Source organism: Nosocomiicoccus sp. HMSC059G07 (assembly GCF_001815515.1).
Lineage (GTDB): Bacteria > Bacillota > Bacilli > Staphylococcales > Salinicoccaceae > Nosocomiicoccus > Nosocomiicoccus ampullae_A.
Genome location: NZ_KV820865.1, coordinates 1 through 16110 on the forward strand (window position 1 = coordinate 1; position 16110 = coordinate 16110).

General features: G+C 31.3%; 18 protein-coding genes. 15 read left to right on the forward strand and 3 right to left on the reverse strand.

What is annotated here, in order from left to right; genetic code table 11:
• Positions 1-140 precede the first annotated feature (140 nt).
• The 4 genes from HMPREF3029_RS09265 to HMPREF3029_RS09465 all read left to right on the forward strand — a co-directional run bounded on the left by HMPREF3029_RS09265 (position 141) and on the right by HMPREF3029_RS09465 (position 3966).
• Positions 141-236, forward strand: a complete 96-nt coding sequence (locus HMPREF3029_RS09265) for a type I toxin-antitoxin system Fst family toxin (protein ID WP_143861279.1) — start codon at positions 141-143, stop codon at positions 234-236.
• A gap of 721 nt (positions 237-957) precedes the next feature.
• Positions 958-2553, forward strand: a complete 1596-nt coding sequence (locus HMPREF3029_RS06755) for an ABC transporter ATP-binding protein (protein WP_070710239.1) — start codon at positions 958-960, stop codon at positions 2551-2553.
• 57 nt (positions 2554-2610) lie between these two features.
• Positions 2611-3594, forward strand: a complete 984-nt coding sequence (gene rsgA / locus HMPREF3029_RS06760; RefSeq protein ID WP_070710240.1) for a ribosome small subunit-dependent GTPase A — start codon at positions 2611-2613, stop codon at positions 3592-3594.
• Positions 3595-3798: 204 nt separating this feature from the next.
• A complete protein-coding gene (locus HMPREF3029_RS09465) occupies positions 3799-3966 on the forward strand; it encodes a hypothetical protein (protein WP_168165514.1) in 168 nt (55 codons plus the stop codon).
• Between the two features lie 519 nt (positions 3967-4485).
• On the opposite strand, the gene HMPREF3029_RS06765 is transcribed toward HMPREF3029_RS09465, so the two are convergent.
• Together HMPREF3029_RS06765 and lexA are read right to left on the reverse strand one after the other, a co-directional pair.
• Positions 4486-6060, reverse strand: coding sequence for an ATP-binding cassette domain-containing protein (locus tag HMPREF3029_RS06765; RefSeq protein WP_070623957.1), 1575 nt, complete (start codon positions 6058-6060; stop codon positions 4486-4488).
• A gap of 751 nt (positions 6061-6811) precedes the next feature.
• Positions 6812-7426: a transcriptional repressor LexA gene (gene lexA, locus HMPREF3029_RS06775; RefSeq protein WP_068128094.1), complete on the reverse strand. Its 615-nt coding sequence runs from the start codon at positions 7424-7426 to the stop codon at positions 6812-6814.
• A 139-nt stretch (positions 7427-7565) separates the two neighbouring features.
• Here lexA and HMPREF3029_RS06780 point away from each other — a divergent pair, with 139 nt between their 5' ends.
• The 6 genes from HMPREF3029_RS06780 to HMPREF3029_RS06805 all read left to right on the forward strand — a co-directional run bounded on the left by HMPREF3029_RS06780 (position 7566) and on the right by HMPREF3029_RS06805 (position 11772).
• On the forward strand, positions 7566-7781 hold the full coding sequence (locus tag HMPREF3029_RS06780) for a hypothetical protein (protein WP_040928827.1): 216 nt from the start codon (positions 7566-7568) through the stop codon (positions 7779-7781).
• Positions 7782-7855: 74 nt separating this feature from the next.
• Complete coding sequence (locus HMPREF3029_RS06785) at positions 7856-8092, forward strand: DUF896 domain-containing protein (RefSeq protein WP_371327386.1); 237 nt, start codon at positions 7856-7858, stop codon at positions 8090-8092.
• A gap of 16 nt (positions 8093-8108) precedes the next feature.
• On the forward strand, positions 8109-10094 hold the full coding sequence (tkt, locus tag HMPREF3029_RS06790) for a transketolase (RefSeq protein WP_070710285.1): 1986 nt from the start codon (positions 8109-8111) through the stop codon (positions 10092-10094).
• 102 nt (positions 10095-10196) lie between these two features.
• A complete protein-coding gene (locus HMPREF3029_RS06795; protein WP_040928824.1) occupies positions 10197-10427 on the forward strand; it encodes a YneF family protein in 231 nt (76 codons plus the stop codon).
• A gap of 139 nt (positions 10428-10566) precedes the next feature.
• The gene (locus HMPREF3029_RS06800) at positions 10567-11271 is read left to right on the forward strand and encodes a cytochrome c biogenesis CcdA family protein (RefSeq protein ID WP_070710241.1); all 705 of its coding nucleotides are present in this window, start codon (positions 10567-10569) and stop codon (positions 11269-11271) included.
• Positions 11272-11772, forward strand: coding sequence for a CcdC family protein (locus tag HMPREF3029_RS06805; protein WP_070710242.1), 501 nt, complete (start codon positions 11272-11274; stop codon positions 11770-11772).
• Between the two features lie 11 nt (positions 11773-11783).
• Here the strand turns inward: HMPREF3029_RS06805 and HMPREF3029_RS06810 are convergent, their stop codons facing one another.
• Complete coding sequence (locus HMPREF3029_RS06810) at positions 11784-12260, reverse strand: DUF2621 family protein (RefSeq protein ID WP_040928822.1); 477 nt, start codon at positions 12258-12260, stop codon at positions 11784-11786.
• Between the two features lie 112 nt (positions 12261-12372).
• Here HMPREF3029_RS06810 and HMPREF3029_RS06815 point away from each other — a divergent pair, with 112 nt between their 5' ends.
• The 5 genes from HMPREF3029_RS06815 to HMPREF3029_RS09470 all read left to right on the forward strand — a co-directional run.
• Positions 12373-12573, forward strand: a complete 201-nt coding sequence (locus tag HMPREF3029_RS06815; protein WP_040928821.1) for a DUF1659 domain-containing protein — start codon at positions 12373-12375, stop codon at positions 12571-12573.
• Between the two features lie 16 nt (positions 12574-12589).
• Entirely contained in the window at positions 12590-12802 is a 213-nt protein-coding gene (locus tag HMPREF3029_RS06820; RefSeq protein WP_068128107.1) for a DUF2922 domain-containing protein, read from the forward strand.
• Positions 12803-12925, forward strand: coding sequence for a YvrJ family protein (locus HMPREF3029_RS09150; protein WP_179853813.1), 123 nt, complete (start codon positions 12803-12805; stop codon positions 12923-12925). It abuts the gene before it with no gap.
• A gap of 78 nt (positions 12926-13003) precedes the next feature.
• Positions 13004-14116, forward strand: a complete 1113-nt coding sequence (locus tag HMPREF3029_RS06825) for an exonuclease SbcCD subunit D (RefSeq protein WP_070710243.1) — start codon at positions 13004-13006, stop codon at positions 14114-14116.
• Positions 14103-16110: AAA family ATPase (locus HMPREF3029_RS09470; RefSeq protein ID WP_168165515.1), on the forward strand; the 2008-nt coding region annotated here is incomplete at its 3' end. The genes HMPREF3029_RS06825 and HMPREF3029_RS09470, both read left to right, overlap by 14 nt.

Here is a 16110-nt window from a genome sequence, read left to right on the forward strand (position 1 = left end):
CTACATATTGTTTTCTTTTGTGAAATAAAAAGTAGACAGTATTACTCATCTGTTTACTTCTCATATAGAATTTAATTGTTATAATAATATAGTCGCCGTAACTTCCTGGCGAATATTTACCAGGAAGGAGGTGAAACACCATGGAATTAATTTTTGTTAACATCATTGCCCCTATTATTGTTGGGGGTATCGTTGCGTACTTTGCGTATTGGTTACGTAATCGCAATGATAAATAGGCGACAATAGCCAACACCATAAAAAAGCCCTCACTATTGCGAGTAGCGAGGGCTTTGGTGAAGCCATGGAACTAATTTTTGTTATTTATATTATACAATTTATATTAGTGACTTGCAATGTTCAAGCTATTTGACTTCTAAATTAAATATTTCCCCTTTTACGATATCTACCATTATATCTATCATCTTCATATAACATTAATTATTAAATTGTTTATTTATTAGGTTTATAATACTGATTACTATTTTATTATGTACATAAAACGAACAAATTTTAGAAGTTGGTCAAAATACAGGAAAGATACCAAATGTAGTGTATGCAGTAGATAATGATGAAGTAGGATTAAAATTTAATCAAGATAAAATTGAACATATTTATTTTATATTAGGACCTGAAAAAAGAAAATGAAAGATGGTGAGCTGATAGAAAGAACTGAAAGTAAGGGTTTACATTAATCTGTCAATAGAGTAATCTCTATGTAAGAAGTAATACTAATGAAAAATTAGGTTTAAAAGAAACTACATTTTTTAACATAGAAATTAAAATATCAATAACTTCCCAGTTCATCTTTTTAGAGATGGTAGCGTATACTGGATGCGGAAGTGACTACATCTATATATGTGGATAAAAATGATTTTTCTTTATTATATTGTCGAGGAGGGGTATTAATGATTTATTTTCGAAATTACTTTAATAAAAGATTTGTAGGAGATGAAGTATTTGGATTTTAGTAAAACGTTTATTTTTAATTACATTAAACTTTTTAAAAAAGAAAATTTTTTTATGCTATGTTTTATAGCACTTGGATCGTTGACTTTAACTTCTTGGGGCATTTCTAGTTCCTATGCGCTAACAAGTTTAGCAAATTATGAAGTAAAAAAGTTCTACATGTGGATATTAATCATGATAGTCTCTCTTATTATTTGGTCTCTTCAGATTCATTTAGATTCATGGTATTACACAAAAGTCGTTCAGAAAATGAATACTCAGATACGTATTGATATTGCAGAACATTTAGGAAATATTGAATATCAAGATTTTCATCAAAAAAGTAGTGGAGAGTATACCTCTTGGATGACAAATGATATTAATATGATTAATGATTATGGGTATGCAACTTTACAAATGATTATCACTCAAATTTTTACGATAACTTTTAGTAGTATCGCTCTTTTCTCATTTCATTACACTTTAAACATAGCGGTTTTTTTCTTTGCCATTATTATGATTATCACACCTAAATTTTTTAGTAAATCAATGAATAGAAAAATTAATGAAGTATCAAATGCAAATGAAAAATTCACGAATTATTCTAATGATATATTCGATAAATACGATTTGTATTATAGTACAAATAATGAAAAAATACTCGTTGAAAAATTTGAAAAAGAATCATTAAAATTGGCGAATAAAAAAATATCTTTAGCCACTTTAACTGGATATATGTATGGTACTAATAATTTTGTTAGTTTAATAAGTCAAGTGGCTATTTTACTAGTTGCTGCATTGTTATTTTTTAAAAATATCGCTCCAATTGGTACGATTACAGCAGCACAATATTTTTCTGCAACTATTTTTACTAGTTTGATGGGGATTAGTTCAAACTATGTAGAGTTAAAAACAACGCAACCAATATTTGAGAAGTTTTTCAAAAGTAAGAGAAGAGTAAATAATAAGGAAGAACTATTAACTATTTCACAAGGCATTGAATTTTCAAATGTTAGCTTTAAATATGATGATGAAGTTGTGCTTGATAATGTGAATTTAAAATTTGAGCCTGGTAAAAAGTATGCGTTAGTAGGGCCATCTGGATCGGGAAAATCAACGATTTTGAAGCTGTTGATGGGATTCATAAATGATTATGATGGCGCAATAACAGTTGATGGAAAAGATGTAAAAACATTTTCAAAAGATTCCTGGGTGAATAAATTTACATACCTTGAACAAAAATCTCCGATTATAGTTGGCACATTATTAGAGAATATTGATATTTCAAACACTAATAACCAAATAGATATTGCTAATTTGATGGATAAAGTTGGATTAAGTGAATGGACAATAGATAAGGATGTCTCGAGTTATATCATTAATGAAAATATTTTATCTGGTGGACAAAAACAGAAAATTGCATATGCGAGATCGTTAATTAGAGATACAGAGATTATATTATTTGATGAAGGCACATCCGCTTTAGATAAAGAAAGTGCTTCTATTATAGAGGAAGATATTTTAAATAGTAATAAAACAGTGATAATAATATCGCATCACTTAACAGATGACATAAAAAGCAGATTAGATACTATTTATTACTTGTAAAATATTTTAAAGTGCATTATGGGACGTAAAATTTATTAGTAAGAAGATGGTGAATATATGGATTACGGTATTCGTGAATATTCGAATGAAAATGATTTAGATATAAATAAAGTCGGAAGAGTTATTGTAAAGTATGGTCATTACTATGATATATACTTAAATAATAATATATATAGAAAAGTAATGGCAGTAAACCAAATTTCTAGCGATCAAGTATTCGTTGGGGATTTTGTTCATGTTGTGAATTTAGATGATGAACACTATATTGTAGAAGTATTAAAGCGTAGAAATGTGGTTTCTAAAGAAGCAAGTACAACAATGAAGTCGTATCATGATAAAAGTAAAGAACAAATACTAGCAACTAATGTTGACAACGTATTTATACTTATTGCAGCAGATCAAAAGTTTACAATTGGTAAATTAGAAAGATATATTTTAACTTTTAAAAAGAAAGATATTCATTTAAATATTGTTATCACTAAAGCAGATTATAGAGATAAGACAGAAAGTATTCGTAAAGAAATAAATAAGTTTTATCCAGAATTAAATATCTTTTTATTGTCTAATTTTAATGCTGATAATATTGAAGACTTTAAACAATTAATTCAGAAAAATTCAATTTCTATTTTATTAGGAGCTTCAGGAGTAGGAAAGTCAACGTTATTTAATAATTTATTCAGTCAAGACAATCAATACACGCAATCAGTGCGTACGGATGGGAAAGGTAAACATACTACAACACATACTCAAATGCTATATAATGACTTGTTAAATGCATATATCATAGATACTCCAGGTTTTAAAACAATTAATGCGATACATTCTGTAGATGAGTCCATTCTTTTTTCTGACATTATGGAGTTATCTAAATACTGTAAATTTAGAGATTGTACACATTCACATGAACCCGGTTGTGCTGTAAAGAAAGCAATAAATGAAGGCGATATTAGCGAAGATTACTATGAACGATATTTAGAAAATAAAAGAATTATCGACGGACAGATACGTCATCAAAAACAAAAAGAAAGGAAGCATAAATAATGTTTATGCTTCCTTTCTTTTTGAGGTCTATCTTAGATTTTTAAAGTTAGTTTTATATTATCTGTTTTTTAATATAATGAACATAAAACGACCGTTTAATGAACGAATTTTATAATACTCATTAAACGGCCGTTTTTTATTGCTTTAAAGTTCATTTACTCGGTATAATTATATATGTACAAATACTATTTATGTTATTGTTTTTTGTCTATAAAATTAAGTTTCTACCATACGTTAGAAGGAGCACTTGATTATTTATTAGTAGATGATGAGTTTAAATTATTAGAAACAGATATTAACATGATGACACAAACAATTAATGAATTTTATATAGGCGATTTAAAAGAGTTAATGATTTATAACTATTACTAAAGCAAGGCGCTCTATAGAGTGCTATCAGAATGTAGACGAACCGTTTTCAGAATTTAAAATAGGTTCGTCTTTTCTAAGCTTACATATAAGTTGTAAAAAAGCTGTAAACGTCATCTCATATGAGACTTTGTCTACAGCTTGAGATAAACATTGAAAACAATGTTTATTTCAGTTGGTAGATAATATGATGAAAGATCCGACTAAAGTAAGAGAATATTTAATTTATGTAAAGAATTTATCCGACAAGACGAGAGAAATAATGCCGTTTATGTATGGTGAATAAGGGACAATTTGTTGGACATAACTCAGAGGGGAATTATAAGAAAAAAGATGGTAGAAGATACGGTTTTATTTCATTTAAGATAAATCCTAACAAAAATAATAAAAATATTTGTAGTAATTTAGAGTTTACTAAGGACTCCCTTACTTTTTAGAGTAAGAGAGTCTTTAGTATTTAAGATATTAAATCTAATTTAGTCGACTATTAAAACATATCTTTCATAATATAATTTAAAATAATTAATTGTGATTAATTTTAATTTCTTTATTACAAAATTCTTTAACTGATAAATCATGAGAAATGATAAATACTATTTTATTTTTCATGTTATTAAGTACTGTATTTAAGATAATATTTTGTGATTTTTTATCGATATTACTAGTCACTTCATCTAATATCACAACATCATAATCTTCTATTAACAATCTAGCCAGCATTACTCTTTGTTTCTCTCCACCAGATAAATTATTACCTTGATCTAATAATTTATCGTCTAAGTCGTGATTATTCAGAATAGATTTCATTAATTCAGAATCCTTTAAATTATTCCAATTATAATTATCATTCTCATATCCATAACGAATGTTATCTTTTAAAGTAAACGGTAAAATAGCATTTTCTTGAGATAAATAGAACATATGACTTCTTAAAGATAGAGTGTTTATATCTTCTAAGTTATAGTCGTTGATACATATACCTGTAGAATCTCTGAACTTTAATAAAGCTTTCATTAAACTACTTTTTCCTGACCCTGAAGGACCATCTACATAGATGATGTCCCCAGGAGAAAAAGTTGTATTTATTTTATGAGAAATCTTTTTATTAGCAATATCGAATTCAACTTTACCAAAATATATAGATTTAATACTTTTTATGTTAAAATCCTTTTGTTCTTCTTGTTCATTAATAATACATTCATTTACAAATTCTTTTGATACTATTAAATCTCTATATTCTAAGTTTACATTTGTGAATCCTTGAAGTGCAGTAAAAAATATTGGAACCACGACACTTGCAACGACTAAATCTCCTATTTGTGTTTTTCCTGTAAATATTAAGTAAGCTAAGACAAGAAACATTAGATTCTGAACAAAACTATTGATTAATTTGATAATTAAACTTCTACTCTGACCAAACTTATTTACGTTTGCCATTGAGTCGTATATTCTATAAATTGACGGAGAGATTAAATTTTCTATTCTTTTATAATCACTTTCTTGTTTAACCATATCAATATTTTTAAAAACAGCTATTAAATCTTTGTAGCCTGAAGATGTTTCTTCTTGCATAATTTTACTTTTTTCATGGAGTTTTTTATTAATAAATTTATAGCCTAAATAATTGATAGGAACTAGAGATAATAGCATTAGAAAAAGGTAGATATTTATAAAACCAATAAGTGTAAGAGAAACAATGAGTATTATTATATTGCTTATAATACCTACCAGACTATTGATTAAAAATAGATATAAGTTATTAACAACTTGAGCAATACGATCAATTAAATAGGATGAACCTTGATTTAATATTGAATCGTATTTCATATTAAATAGCTTTGAATATAACTCCTTAGAATAATCAACATTAAATTTTAATGCAAAATTCTCTCGTATAATTACCATTAAAATTTGAATTGCATATGTAGCAAACATAAATACAATAAGCAGTGTAAAATTATAAGTATTAATCTTATAATCATTATTAAAAATATTAGATAATACAATAGGAACAGAAACAGTCAATATAGATGTAAATAGAGTAAGAATAAAAGTAATAATGACAAATTTTTTATTTTTTAAAAGTATATCTTTCATATTCATTTTTCCTTTTTAGTTTATAATCCGGTCTACTATTATTATGAGGAGAATTATCTACTTCATCTTTAAAATAATATATGAATTGAGGTACCTTAATATAATATGATTTATATCTAAATATATTTGTAATTATATTCTTTCCTCCTGAAGTACAACCATATATTTTTGCGTTACATTATAATAAATGAATTTTGTTTTCTTTTAGATGTATTAAATTTTTTAATACTTACAAATAAAAAAACTCCCTTTTATATTAATTTGAAGTAACCCTCTTTTAATTGATTAATTAAATTGATTTATTATAATGAATTATATCATTTAAAATGAAAAGAGGAATAAATATGCTAACTTATAATGTTTTTTCACTTATATATTTTATCATAATACTAAATTCAGTGGGGACTATAACTTATTTGTATACAAATAAAAAGAATGATGGATCTATAATTATTCTTATAGGCACATTAACATTAACTATAATATGTATATTATTAAATTTTACATCTGGAGAATTAATGGATGAATATATATTTGAAGACAATACATTGCATTTTTATGTTTCTGTCATAGTTTATTTTCTACAATTAATAGTTTTAATATTATATTTTAAAAAATTTAGTTACAGTGATTAAGAAACTACCGTAGAAGTAAATTATATTTTATAAAAAAGGCTGTAAACGTCATCTCATTTGAGACTTTGTCTACAGCCTGAGATAAACATTGAAAACAATGTTTATCTTAATAAAAATTATAACTCTCTATATAGACCAATTACTTTACCAAGTACTGTGACTGAATCTAAAATAATTGGATCCATCGTACTATTTTCTGGTTGCAGTCTATAGTAGCCTTTTTCTTTATAGAAACGTTTTACTGTCGCTTCGTTTTCATCGTTCATCGCAACGATAATTTCCCCGTTATGTGCGATATTCTGCTTTCTAACGATGACTTTATCTCCGTCATGAATTCCTGCTTCGATCATACTATCTCCGACAACTGTAAGTAGGAATACCTCACTATTATGTCCAGCAGTTAAATGTTCTGGAAGTGGGAAGTATTCTTCGACGTTTTCAACAGCAGTGATCGGTAACCCAGCAGTAACTTTACCGAGTACTGGTGCATGAATGACAGCTACTTTTTCTTCAAACTCATTACCAACAATTTCAATTGCACGAGGTTTTGTTGGATTTCGTTTAATGTAGCCTTTTTCTTCTAATTTACTTAAATGCCCATGGACAGTAGAGCTCGATTGTAAACCAATCGCATTCCCAATTTCACGGACACTCGGTGGGTACCCTTGTTCGTTTACACATTGCTTAATATATTGAAGTACTTCTTTTTGACGAGCGGTTAATTGTTCCATAATATTTCCTCCGATATTGAGTTAACTCAATTTTAGCATATGTATATTCTGAGTACAAACATTTGTTCGTAATCTCTTGACAACGAACACGTGTTCTATTAACATGATAGTACAAACAAATGTTCGGGAGAGATGAAACATGGTTAAACAAGAACAAATTACAATACTTGCGATTACAGCTTTACTTATCACGTTAAGCATTTACTTTTTAATAGATTTTTATATACATGCACCACTTTATGACCTCGATCATGTATTCGGGTCATCACAAGCAGCATTTTTTGTACAAGATCAAATAGCGAACAGTGATACGAACGATACACTTGAATTCGCAAGTAAAACATTAAACAGATAATATATGATATTTGCGCATCGGCAATATAGCCGAATGCGTTTTTTTATGGTAAATTTAAGTAGAAAGGATGAGTCATCATGTTAGATGATAAAAAATTAAAACGACTGAACCATTTAGCGAAGTTAAAGCGTGAAGAAAAGATTACTAAAGATGATCTTGAAGAACTGAATGCACTAAGAAAAGAGTATTTAGAAAACTTTAGAAGTAGCTTTAGATCGCAAATTGAAAATGCGACAGTGATTGATCCAGAGGGTAACGATGTTACACCTCAAAAAGTAAAAGACATTCAAAAAAGAAGAAGAAATAATTAAGGAGATTTAAATGACTATGACTTTTGATCAAACAGACCAATTAGTTGTCAATTCAATCCGTGCATTGTCTATCGATGCAATTGAGAAAGCAAATTCAGGACACCCAGGACTTCCGATGGGGGCTGCACCGATGGCGTATGCGTTATGGAAAGACCACTTAAACTTTAATAGTAAATCTGTAAACTGGTTTAATAGAGACAGATTCATCTTAAGTGCGGGACATGGAAGCATGCTGTTATACAGCTTACTTCATTTTTCTGGTGTAATCTCTATGGACGACATTAAAGAATTCCGTCAATACGAATCAAAAACACCAGGACACCCAGAGTTTAAGCATACTGACGGAGTAGAAATTACAACAGGTCCTCTTGGCCAAGGTTTCGCAATGAGTGTTGGTATGGCGATGGCTGAAGCTCATTTAGCAGCTAAGTTTAATACGAAAGAACATAACGTTATCGATCACTATACGTACGTACTAGCGAGTGACGGTGACTTAATGGAAGGTATTTCACATGAGGCTGCATCACTTGCCGGGCATTTAGCGCTTGATAAGTTAATCGTATTATATGACTCTAACGATATTTCACTCGACGGTGATTTAGATATGAGTTTCTCTGAGAATATTGAAGGTCGTTTTAAAGCATATAACTGGGATTATCATATCGTAAAAGACGGTAACGACTTAGAAGCAATCAGTCAAGCGATTGAAAACGCAAAATCTTCAGATAAGCCGTCATTAATTGAAGTAAAAACAATTATTGGATATGGTTCACCAAACAAACAAGGTAAAAGTGATTCACACGGTGCGCCAATCGGTGAAGATGAAAGAAAGAGTGCGTTTGATCATTATGGTTTAGACCACACAAAGTCATTCCACGTAGATGATAGCGTATATGAGCGCTTTAACGAAACGTTAAACAAACGTGGTGAAGAGTTAGAGAACGAATGGAACGCTTTAATGGAAGAATATAAAGCGAGCAATGAAGATTTATACAATACGTTAGTAGATGCAATTAACGGTAAATTACCAGTGGATTATGACATGAACTTACCAGTATACGAAGTAGGCTCTAAAAAAGCGACACGTGGCAGTTCAAGTGACGTCATTCAAAAACTATCAGAAAACATACCAACGTTATTCGGTGGAGCAGCTGACTTAGCATCATCAAATAAAACACTAGTTAATGCTGAAGAAGCATTTTTACCAGGTAATTACAGCGGACGTAATATTTGGTTTGGTGTAAGAGAATTTGCGATGGCAGCTGCAGCGAACGGTATGGCAGCACATGGTGCAATTTTACCATACGTCGGTACATTCTTTGTATTTAGTGACTACTTAAAACCAGCGGTACGTTTAAGTGCGTTAATGCAGTTACCAGTCACATACGTGTTTACACATGACTCAATCGCAGTCGGTGAAGACGGACCAACACACGAACCGATCGAACAACTCGCTGGACTTCGTGCAATTCCAAACTTAAACGTCATTCGTCCTGCTGACGGTAACGAAACACGTGAAGCTTGGAAACGTGCAGTTGAATCTAAAGATACTCCAACCGCACTCGTATTAACGCGTCAAGACGTCGAAGCGTTAGATATCGACAAAGGGACGCTCGCTGAAGGGGTAAAACGTGGTGGATACGTTGCGTATGATAATGGAGACGACGCAATTGTGTTTGCGACAGGTAGTGAAGTTGCACTTGCGATTGAAGCGGCAAAAGTTTTAAAAGAAAAAGACGTAAACATTAAAGTCGTATCATTACCAGATACTGAAACATTCTTTAAACAAGGTAAAGCGTATATCGATAGCGTATTAAATAAACATATCGAAAATAGAACAGCTGTAGAAATGGCAGCGAGTATCGGGTGGGCACGATTTGTCGGTCTTGACGGTAAGTACTTAACGATCGACACATTCGGTGCAAGTGCGCCTGGAGATTACGTAATGGAAAAATACGGCTACACAGTCGATAACTTAGTAAATATTATTTTAGAAGACTAATACAAACATCCTGTACACTGTACAGGATGTTTTAAATGCATTGAACGTAGTTTTAAATTCATGTACAATTATAATGTTGAAAATTGGAAAGAGGTGAGTCGTTTGGCAACTTGGATTTGGATTTTAATCGTTATCGTCGCACTAATTGCTGGTACAGCACTTGGTTTTTATATGGCACGAAAGTATATGATGGATTACTTAGAGAAAAACCCACCAATTAACGAAGACGTGTTAAGAATGATGATGATGCAGATGGGTCAAAAACCTTCACAAAAGAAAATTAATCAAATGATGTCGATGATGAATAAAAACATGAAAGACGTTAAAAAATAACTGATATGAAGCATGTCTCTTGAATCATTTAAGAGGCGTGCTTTTTATTTTGATAATTTGTCATATATATATTACTGTTAATAGAGCAGTTCAGTCGTTTAGATGATACACTTAATATATATGAAATGGAGGCAGTAAATTGGGTAGTGAAGTTACTTTTTTCTTAGCATTTGGAGCAGGCGTGCTAAGTTTTATATCCCCATGTGTATTACCGGTATTCCCGGCATTTATCTCATACATTACTGGGATGAGTTTTGATGAAGTTCAAAATCGTAATTTTAACTTACGCGCAATTTTACATACGTTATTCTTCCTCGTTGGGTTTAGTATCATTTATATCGCAATTGGATTTGGTACATCATTCTTCGGTGGTATACTCATCGAATATTCGAAACTAATCCAACAAATAGGTGCAATACTAATTATCGTATTTGGTTTAATTATTACGGGTATTTTAAACTTCGATTTCTTAAATAAAAATAGAAAAATTGAATTTAAAAATAGACCGAGTGGGTTTGTAGGATCTGTGTTAATCGGTATGGCGTTCGCTGCAGGGTGGACTCCATGTAACGGACCAATTATCGGTGCAATTTTTGCGATGAGTGCAGCAGAGCCAGAAAATGCATTAATGTTAATGGTCATTTATTGTTTAGGATTCTCAGTACCGTTCTTCATATTAAGTTTCTTCGTCTCTCGTACACGTTGGATTGTTAAATACTCTGGCATTCTAATGAAAGTCGGCGGCGTAATTATGATTTTAATGGGTATTTTATTATACTTTGACGGTCTGACTAAAATTATTATTTGGTTATCACCGTACTTTGGAGAGTTTAGAGGGTTTTAAATGAATGAATTATTCGCTTTACTAAAAGAATATGAGGATACGCTATTTATATTCGCATCGATTGGTGCGATTATAATGGGGTTACTCGTCATTCTTTGGAGAAATAATGAAACGAAAACACCGCTACATTTAAAGAAAATTATTATCCCACCGATTATGATGTCAACGGGTGCGTTAATGTTCTTGTTCCCATATTTTCGTTTAGATAATCATTTGATACTTGAAGCAGTCATTGTTGGTATCATATTTTCATTTGCACTATTACTTACGACGAAGTATGAAGTAAAAGATGACGAATTATACGTTAAAGCATCCAAACTATTTCCAGTTATACTCGTCGGACTTTTAATTATCCGTACATTTATGAAGACGATTCTATCTCAAGAAATTACACCTGGTGAAATCGGTGGGATGTTTTTCCTACTCGCATTTACGATGATCGTTATATGGCGTACATCGATGGTCTTACATTATTTACAATTTAAAAAGAAACAAGGTTGAGTAATGATAAATTACTCAACCTTTTTTAATGCTTCTGTTTGTTCAAATATAGAGAATTTTTGTTTTTCATCGTCTGCGAGTTCAAAGAGCTTTTCGTATGGTTTATAGTCGATGTTTAGCTCGTCCAGTTTTTTCTTCATAAAACCGTGATCTCTTTTTGGAGTTGCGATAATATAACCTTTCATGATTTGGTCTAAATGAATTGTATCTACTTTCTCATCTAACGCGATTTTTGAAATGCGTCCGGCGATTCTTTGTTTCGCTACGTCTCTAAATAATTGTGGTACAGGTGACACAAGTTCGTCTAACAGTTCTCGTGCTTCATCGTTCCATAATGGTAATGCTTGTTCTATATAATACTCTTGCCAATCGAGTTCTGACCATCCATCTTCTCTTGGCAATGCTTTTAAAAATTTTCTAAACATAAAATATCCACCAATCGCAAGGAGTCCAATCATTAAGAATCCCCATAAAGCGATCATCCACATGACAAAATCACTATACACGTCCTTCACCTCTTAACTAGATTATAGAAAATAAAAATATTTATGTCCATTTTTCTAAATAGAACGATATATAGGGTGTAAGGAGGTGAAACACATGATTAAATCACTAGCAGCAAAGTTTGTGTATGAAGAGGAAGACATGTCTGGTAAAGAGGTTTTAAAGACACGTACGTTAAATCGTCTTTCAGTACACACAGGAAATGATGCTTTACTACGATTAAGTGAAGCATACGGTAACTTAAAAGGAGAAAAATACGTCAACGTATTTAAAGTCATTACGGAAGAAGTAAACTAATTAAGGAGGAAACAAAATGTCTAGAAAACTTATTTTACAATTTGAAACAGAATATGAAGGAGTATTTAACTTCACGATTAATGAACCTAAAGAAGGACTCTCTCAAGAGGAAGTCGAGTTAGAAGCTCAAAAAATTATCGACTCAAAAGCGTTAATTTCAAAAGACGGTGCACCGGTACGTCTAAAGAGTGCCAAAATTGTCACTCAAGACGTTGAAACGCTCGTGTAAATGGATATTACACAACTCGTTAGTGATGTTGGATTTCCTATCGTCATCACGTTCTTCCTCTTGCACCGTATGGAACGAAAGCTCGACCAAGTAGTGATGGCACTTCAAAATCTATCGAACTAACAAAAAGCCCTTCGGGGCTTTTTTTTGTTTTTAAAACGTTTCTAACTCGTATAGAATGATGAGTAAAGAGGTGCTACTATGAAAATTTTACATACAGCAGATTGGCATATCGGGAAACGTTTAAACCGCCAATCTTTAATTGATGATCAGCGCTATGTGCTCGACCAGTTATTAACATATATAGACAATAACGATGTGGACGCGGTTGTGATTGCAGGAGATTTATACGATAAAAAACAACCGTCTCAAGAAGCGATGAACGTCGTGAACTATTATTTAAAAGAAATTAATTTAGTACGTAAAAAACCAATATTGTTAATTAGTGGAAATCACGATAGTAAACCATATATCGACGCACGTAGCGAGTGGTTTCAAGCGAATCATTTTTACGTAAATACTGAACTTGAAAACTGTTTTACTCCGGTCACGTTTAACGACGTTGATTTTTATTTATTACCGTATATTGAAATACCTGAAGTGAGACATTACTTTAATGACGACACGATCGATACGTTCGAAAAAGCATACCGACGTGTGATAGATGAGATTACAAACAATTTTAAACGAGAAAATAATATACTCGTCGGTCATTTGTTTGTATCGGGAAGTAAAGAATCAGAATCCGAAGAAAAAATTACGATCGGTTTAACTGAAGAAGTGTCCCATAAACTTTTTGAACCGTTCGATTTTACGTTGCTCGGTCATTTACATCGACATAACGCATTTAATAGTGAAAGAACATTTTATAGTGGTGCGATTATGAAATATAGTTTCGATGAAGCGAACGATAAAAAAGGTTTTAAAGTGATTGATACTGATAAGAACACAGTTGAATTTATCGAATTTGAATTACTTCACGACCTCATCCATTTTAAAGGCAGTTTTAAAGATATTATTACCGGTGAAGTAGAGATTGAAGATAAAGACGCATACATCAAATTTGAGTTAATCGATATGGAGGGGTTTACGGAACCGATGACAGCATTAAAACAACTGTATAAAAACACGCTCGTATTATCTCGCAAAGTTGAACGCTATGAAAACGATGATATCGAGATAGACACGAATAACACGAGTGACGATCAAATTTTTAAGTTGTTTTATGAAAAATTTACAGGTCGTGAACCGACAGAGTTTGAATTTCAAACGTTTAATAAACATTTAAGAGGGATTACAGATGAAACCAATTAAATTACAGATGGAGTTTATCGGTCCATATAAAAACGAAACGATTGATTTCACACGCTTAAACGACTCATTATTTTTAATATCAGGGCGTACGGGTTCTGGGAAATCTATGATTTTTGATGCGATTACGTATGCATTATTTGCGACAGCTTCTACAGAGAGTAGAGGTGGTGAGTCTTTAAGAAGCCAGTTTGCAAGTGACGACGAATTGTCAAAAGTTAATTTAGATTTTTATCATCGTGGTAAAAAGTACCGAATTGAGCGTATATTAACATACAAAAAAAGAACGAACAAAAATCCAACGACAGGTCAAGCAGCAATTTATAATGACTTCGGAGAGCTTATCGTATCTGGGTTACAAGAAGTGTCAAAATATGTCGAAGAACTCCTTCATATGTCAGCAAGACAATTTAGACAAATTGCACTGTTACCGCAAGGTGAGTTTAAAAAGTTACTCACTGCAAATACAAAAGATAAAGAAGAAATTTTAAAAACATTATTTGGCACGGAGCGTTTTAACGACGTATACAAAAGTATTTATAAAGAATATAAAGATAAAGACAATAAAAGACAATTACTTTATAAAGAAATTGAAACGCAGTTATTATCTGTTTCAGATGAACCAGTTTTAGAATTTAACACGTCATTAAAATCTTTTAAAGAAAGAATTGAACAAGGTAAACGTGTGTTAAATAAAAAGAAAAAAGAAATAGAGCCTGTTGAATTAGACATTGAAAAGTTATTAAAAGAGATACAAAAAGATCACCAGCACAATGAACGGTTAGCTGAATATAATAAAACAAACGTAGCGTTAACTGAATTACGCGATCGATCTGATGAAATAAAAGAAACAGAACGTACATTACAATTAGTAAATGAACTCTCTAAAATTAAAGAAGTATTTCATCTTGAAAAAAATGTAACGGTTAAGCTACGTCAATCAACGAAACAAGAAGAGACTTTAACGAATGATTTAAACAGTGAAGAGGCAAAGAATGAGTTAGTTACGAATGAGATAAAAGCACTAAAAGAAAAAGAAACAGTGATCGAACGTCAAAGAGAGCATCTTTCACTTTTAAATAAGTATGATACGGCGCAATATAAAAATCTTGATGCGTCTATTTTAAACACTGAGGAAGAAATAAAAGAGTCTGAAGACACACTTAAAACAGTAAATAGTGACATCTCATTAAAAGAAAAAGAATTAGAAACGAACGACGCGAGTATTGATGTACTGAACACTTTAAAAGAAGAAAAACATTCTATTCAAATCGCGATGAACGATATCAAACGAGATATTGAAATGCAGAAAGCGGAAGAGAAGAAAATAAAGCAGCTAGAGTCTTATATTCAACAAAAAGAAAAGCTGTCTGAAGACTTAGCTATAGTCATTAAAGATAAAGAAAGTATAGTTAAACAATTTAATGATATTTCACTCGAAACAAATGACGCGATCAATCATTTACTGTCTCATTTAGAAATTGGTCAGCCGTGTCCAGTCTGTCAAACAGTTGTCGAAACGTATCCAGAACATAAAGAAGTGATGGATGCTGAAACAAAAGACAGGTTAACTGAATTAATGAATCGAGAAAATGAGTGCACTAAAGATATTGATCGTTTGACGATTCATATAGAAGCGGCGGAGTCAAATATTAGTGATGTTAAATATGATGGTGATCAGTTAAGAGAAGACTTTTCTAAGTTAGAATTCAAACTTCAAAATATTGATGAACAGCTTAAAAATGTGAGCGAACAGTTAGAACGTAAAGAGAAGTTAATGAGTGATATTAACGAGCTTAAAGATTCACGATTAAAAACAAGTGAGGCACTCACATATAAAAATGAATCGTTAAAAAATCTTACACAAACGAAAGAATCATTTATTGCGGAGACTGGACTAAATGATTATACAGCGTTAGAAGAGAAAATCACTAAACTAACGAATTCTGTTAATCTTCATGAACGTTCGTTAAAAGAAGCAGAGTCTAAACGACAAA

Bases quoted from the DNA above. Each gene is read 5' to 3' on its own strand.
- HMPREF3029_RS06810 (WP_040928822.1), bottom strand. From the start codon at position 12,260: ATGTGGATGATCGCTTTATGGGGATTCTTAATGATTGGACTCCTTGCG.
- HMPREF3029_RS09265 (WP_143861279.1), top strand. From the start codon at position 141: ATGGAATTAATTTTTGTTAACATCATTGCCCCTATTATTGTTGGGGGT.
- HMPREF3029_RS09150 (WP_179853813.1), top strand. From the start codon at position 12,803: ATGGATATTACACAACTCGTTAGTGATGTTGGATTTCCTATCGTCATC.
- HMPREF3029_RS06825 (WP_070710243.1), top strand. From the start codon at position 13,004: ATGAAAATTTTACATACAGCAGATTGGCATATCGGGAAACGTTTAAAC.
- HMPREF3029_RS06765 (WP_070623957.1), bottom strand. From the start codon at position 6,060: ATGAAAGATATACTTTTAAAAAATAAAAAATTTGTCATTATTACTTTT.
- tkt (WP_070710285.1), top strand. From the start codon at position 8,109: ATGACTTTTGATCAAACAGACCAATTAGTTGTCAATTCAATCCGTGCA.
- lexA (WP_068128094.1), bottom strand. From the start codon at position 7,426: ATGGAACAATTAACCGCTCGTCAAAAAGAAGTACTTCAATATATTAAG.
- HMPREF3029_RS06820 (WP_068128107.1), top strand. From the start codon at position 12,590: ATGTCTAGAAAACTTATTTTACAATTTGAAACAGAATATGAAGGAGTA.
- HMPREF3029_RS06780 (WP_040928827.1), top strand. From the start codon at position 7,566: ATGGTTAAACAAGAACAAATTACAATACTTGCGATTACAGCTTTACTT.
- rsgA (WP_070710240.1), top strand. From the start codon at position 2,611: ATGGATTACGGTATTCGTGAATATTCGAATGAAAATGATTTAGATATA.
- HMPREF3029_RS06805 (WP_070710242.1), top strand. From the start codon at position 11,272: ATGAATGAATTATTCGCTTTACTAAAAGAATATGAGGATACGCTATTT.
- HMPREF3029_RS06815 (WP_040928821.1), top strand. From the start codon at position 12,373: ATGATTAAATCACTAGCAGCAAAGTTTGTGTATGAAGAGGAAGACATG.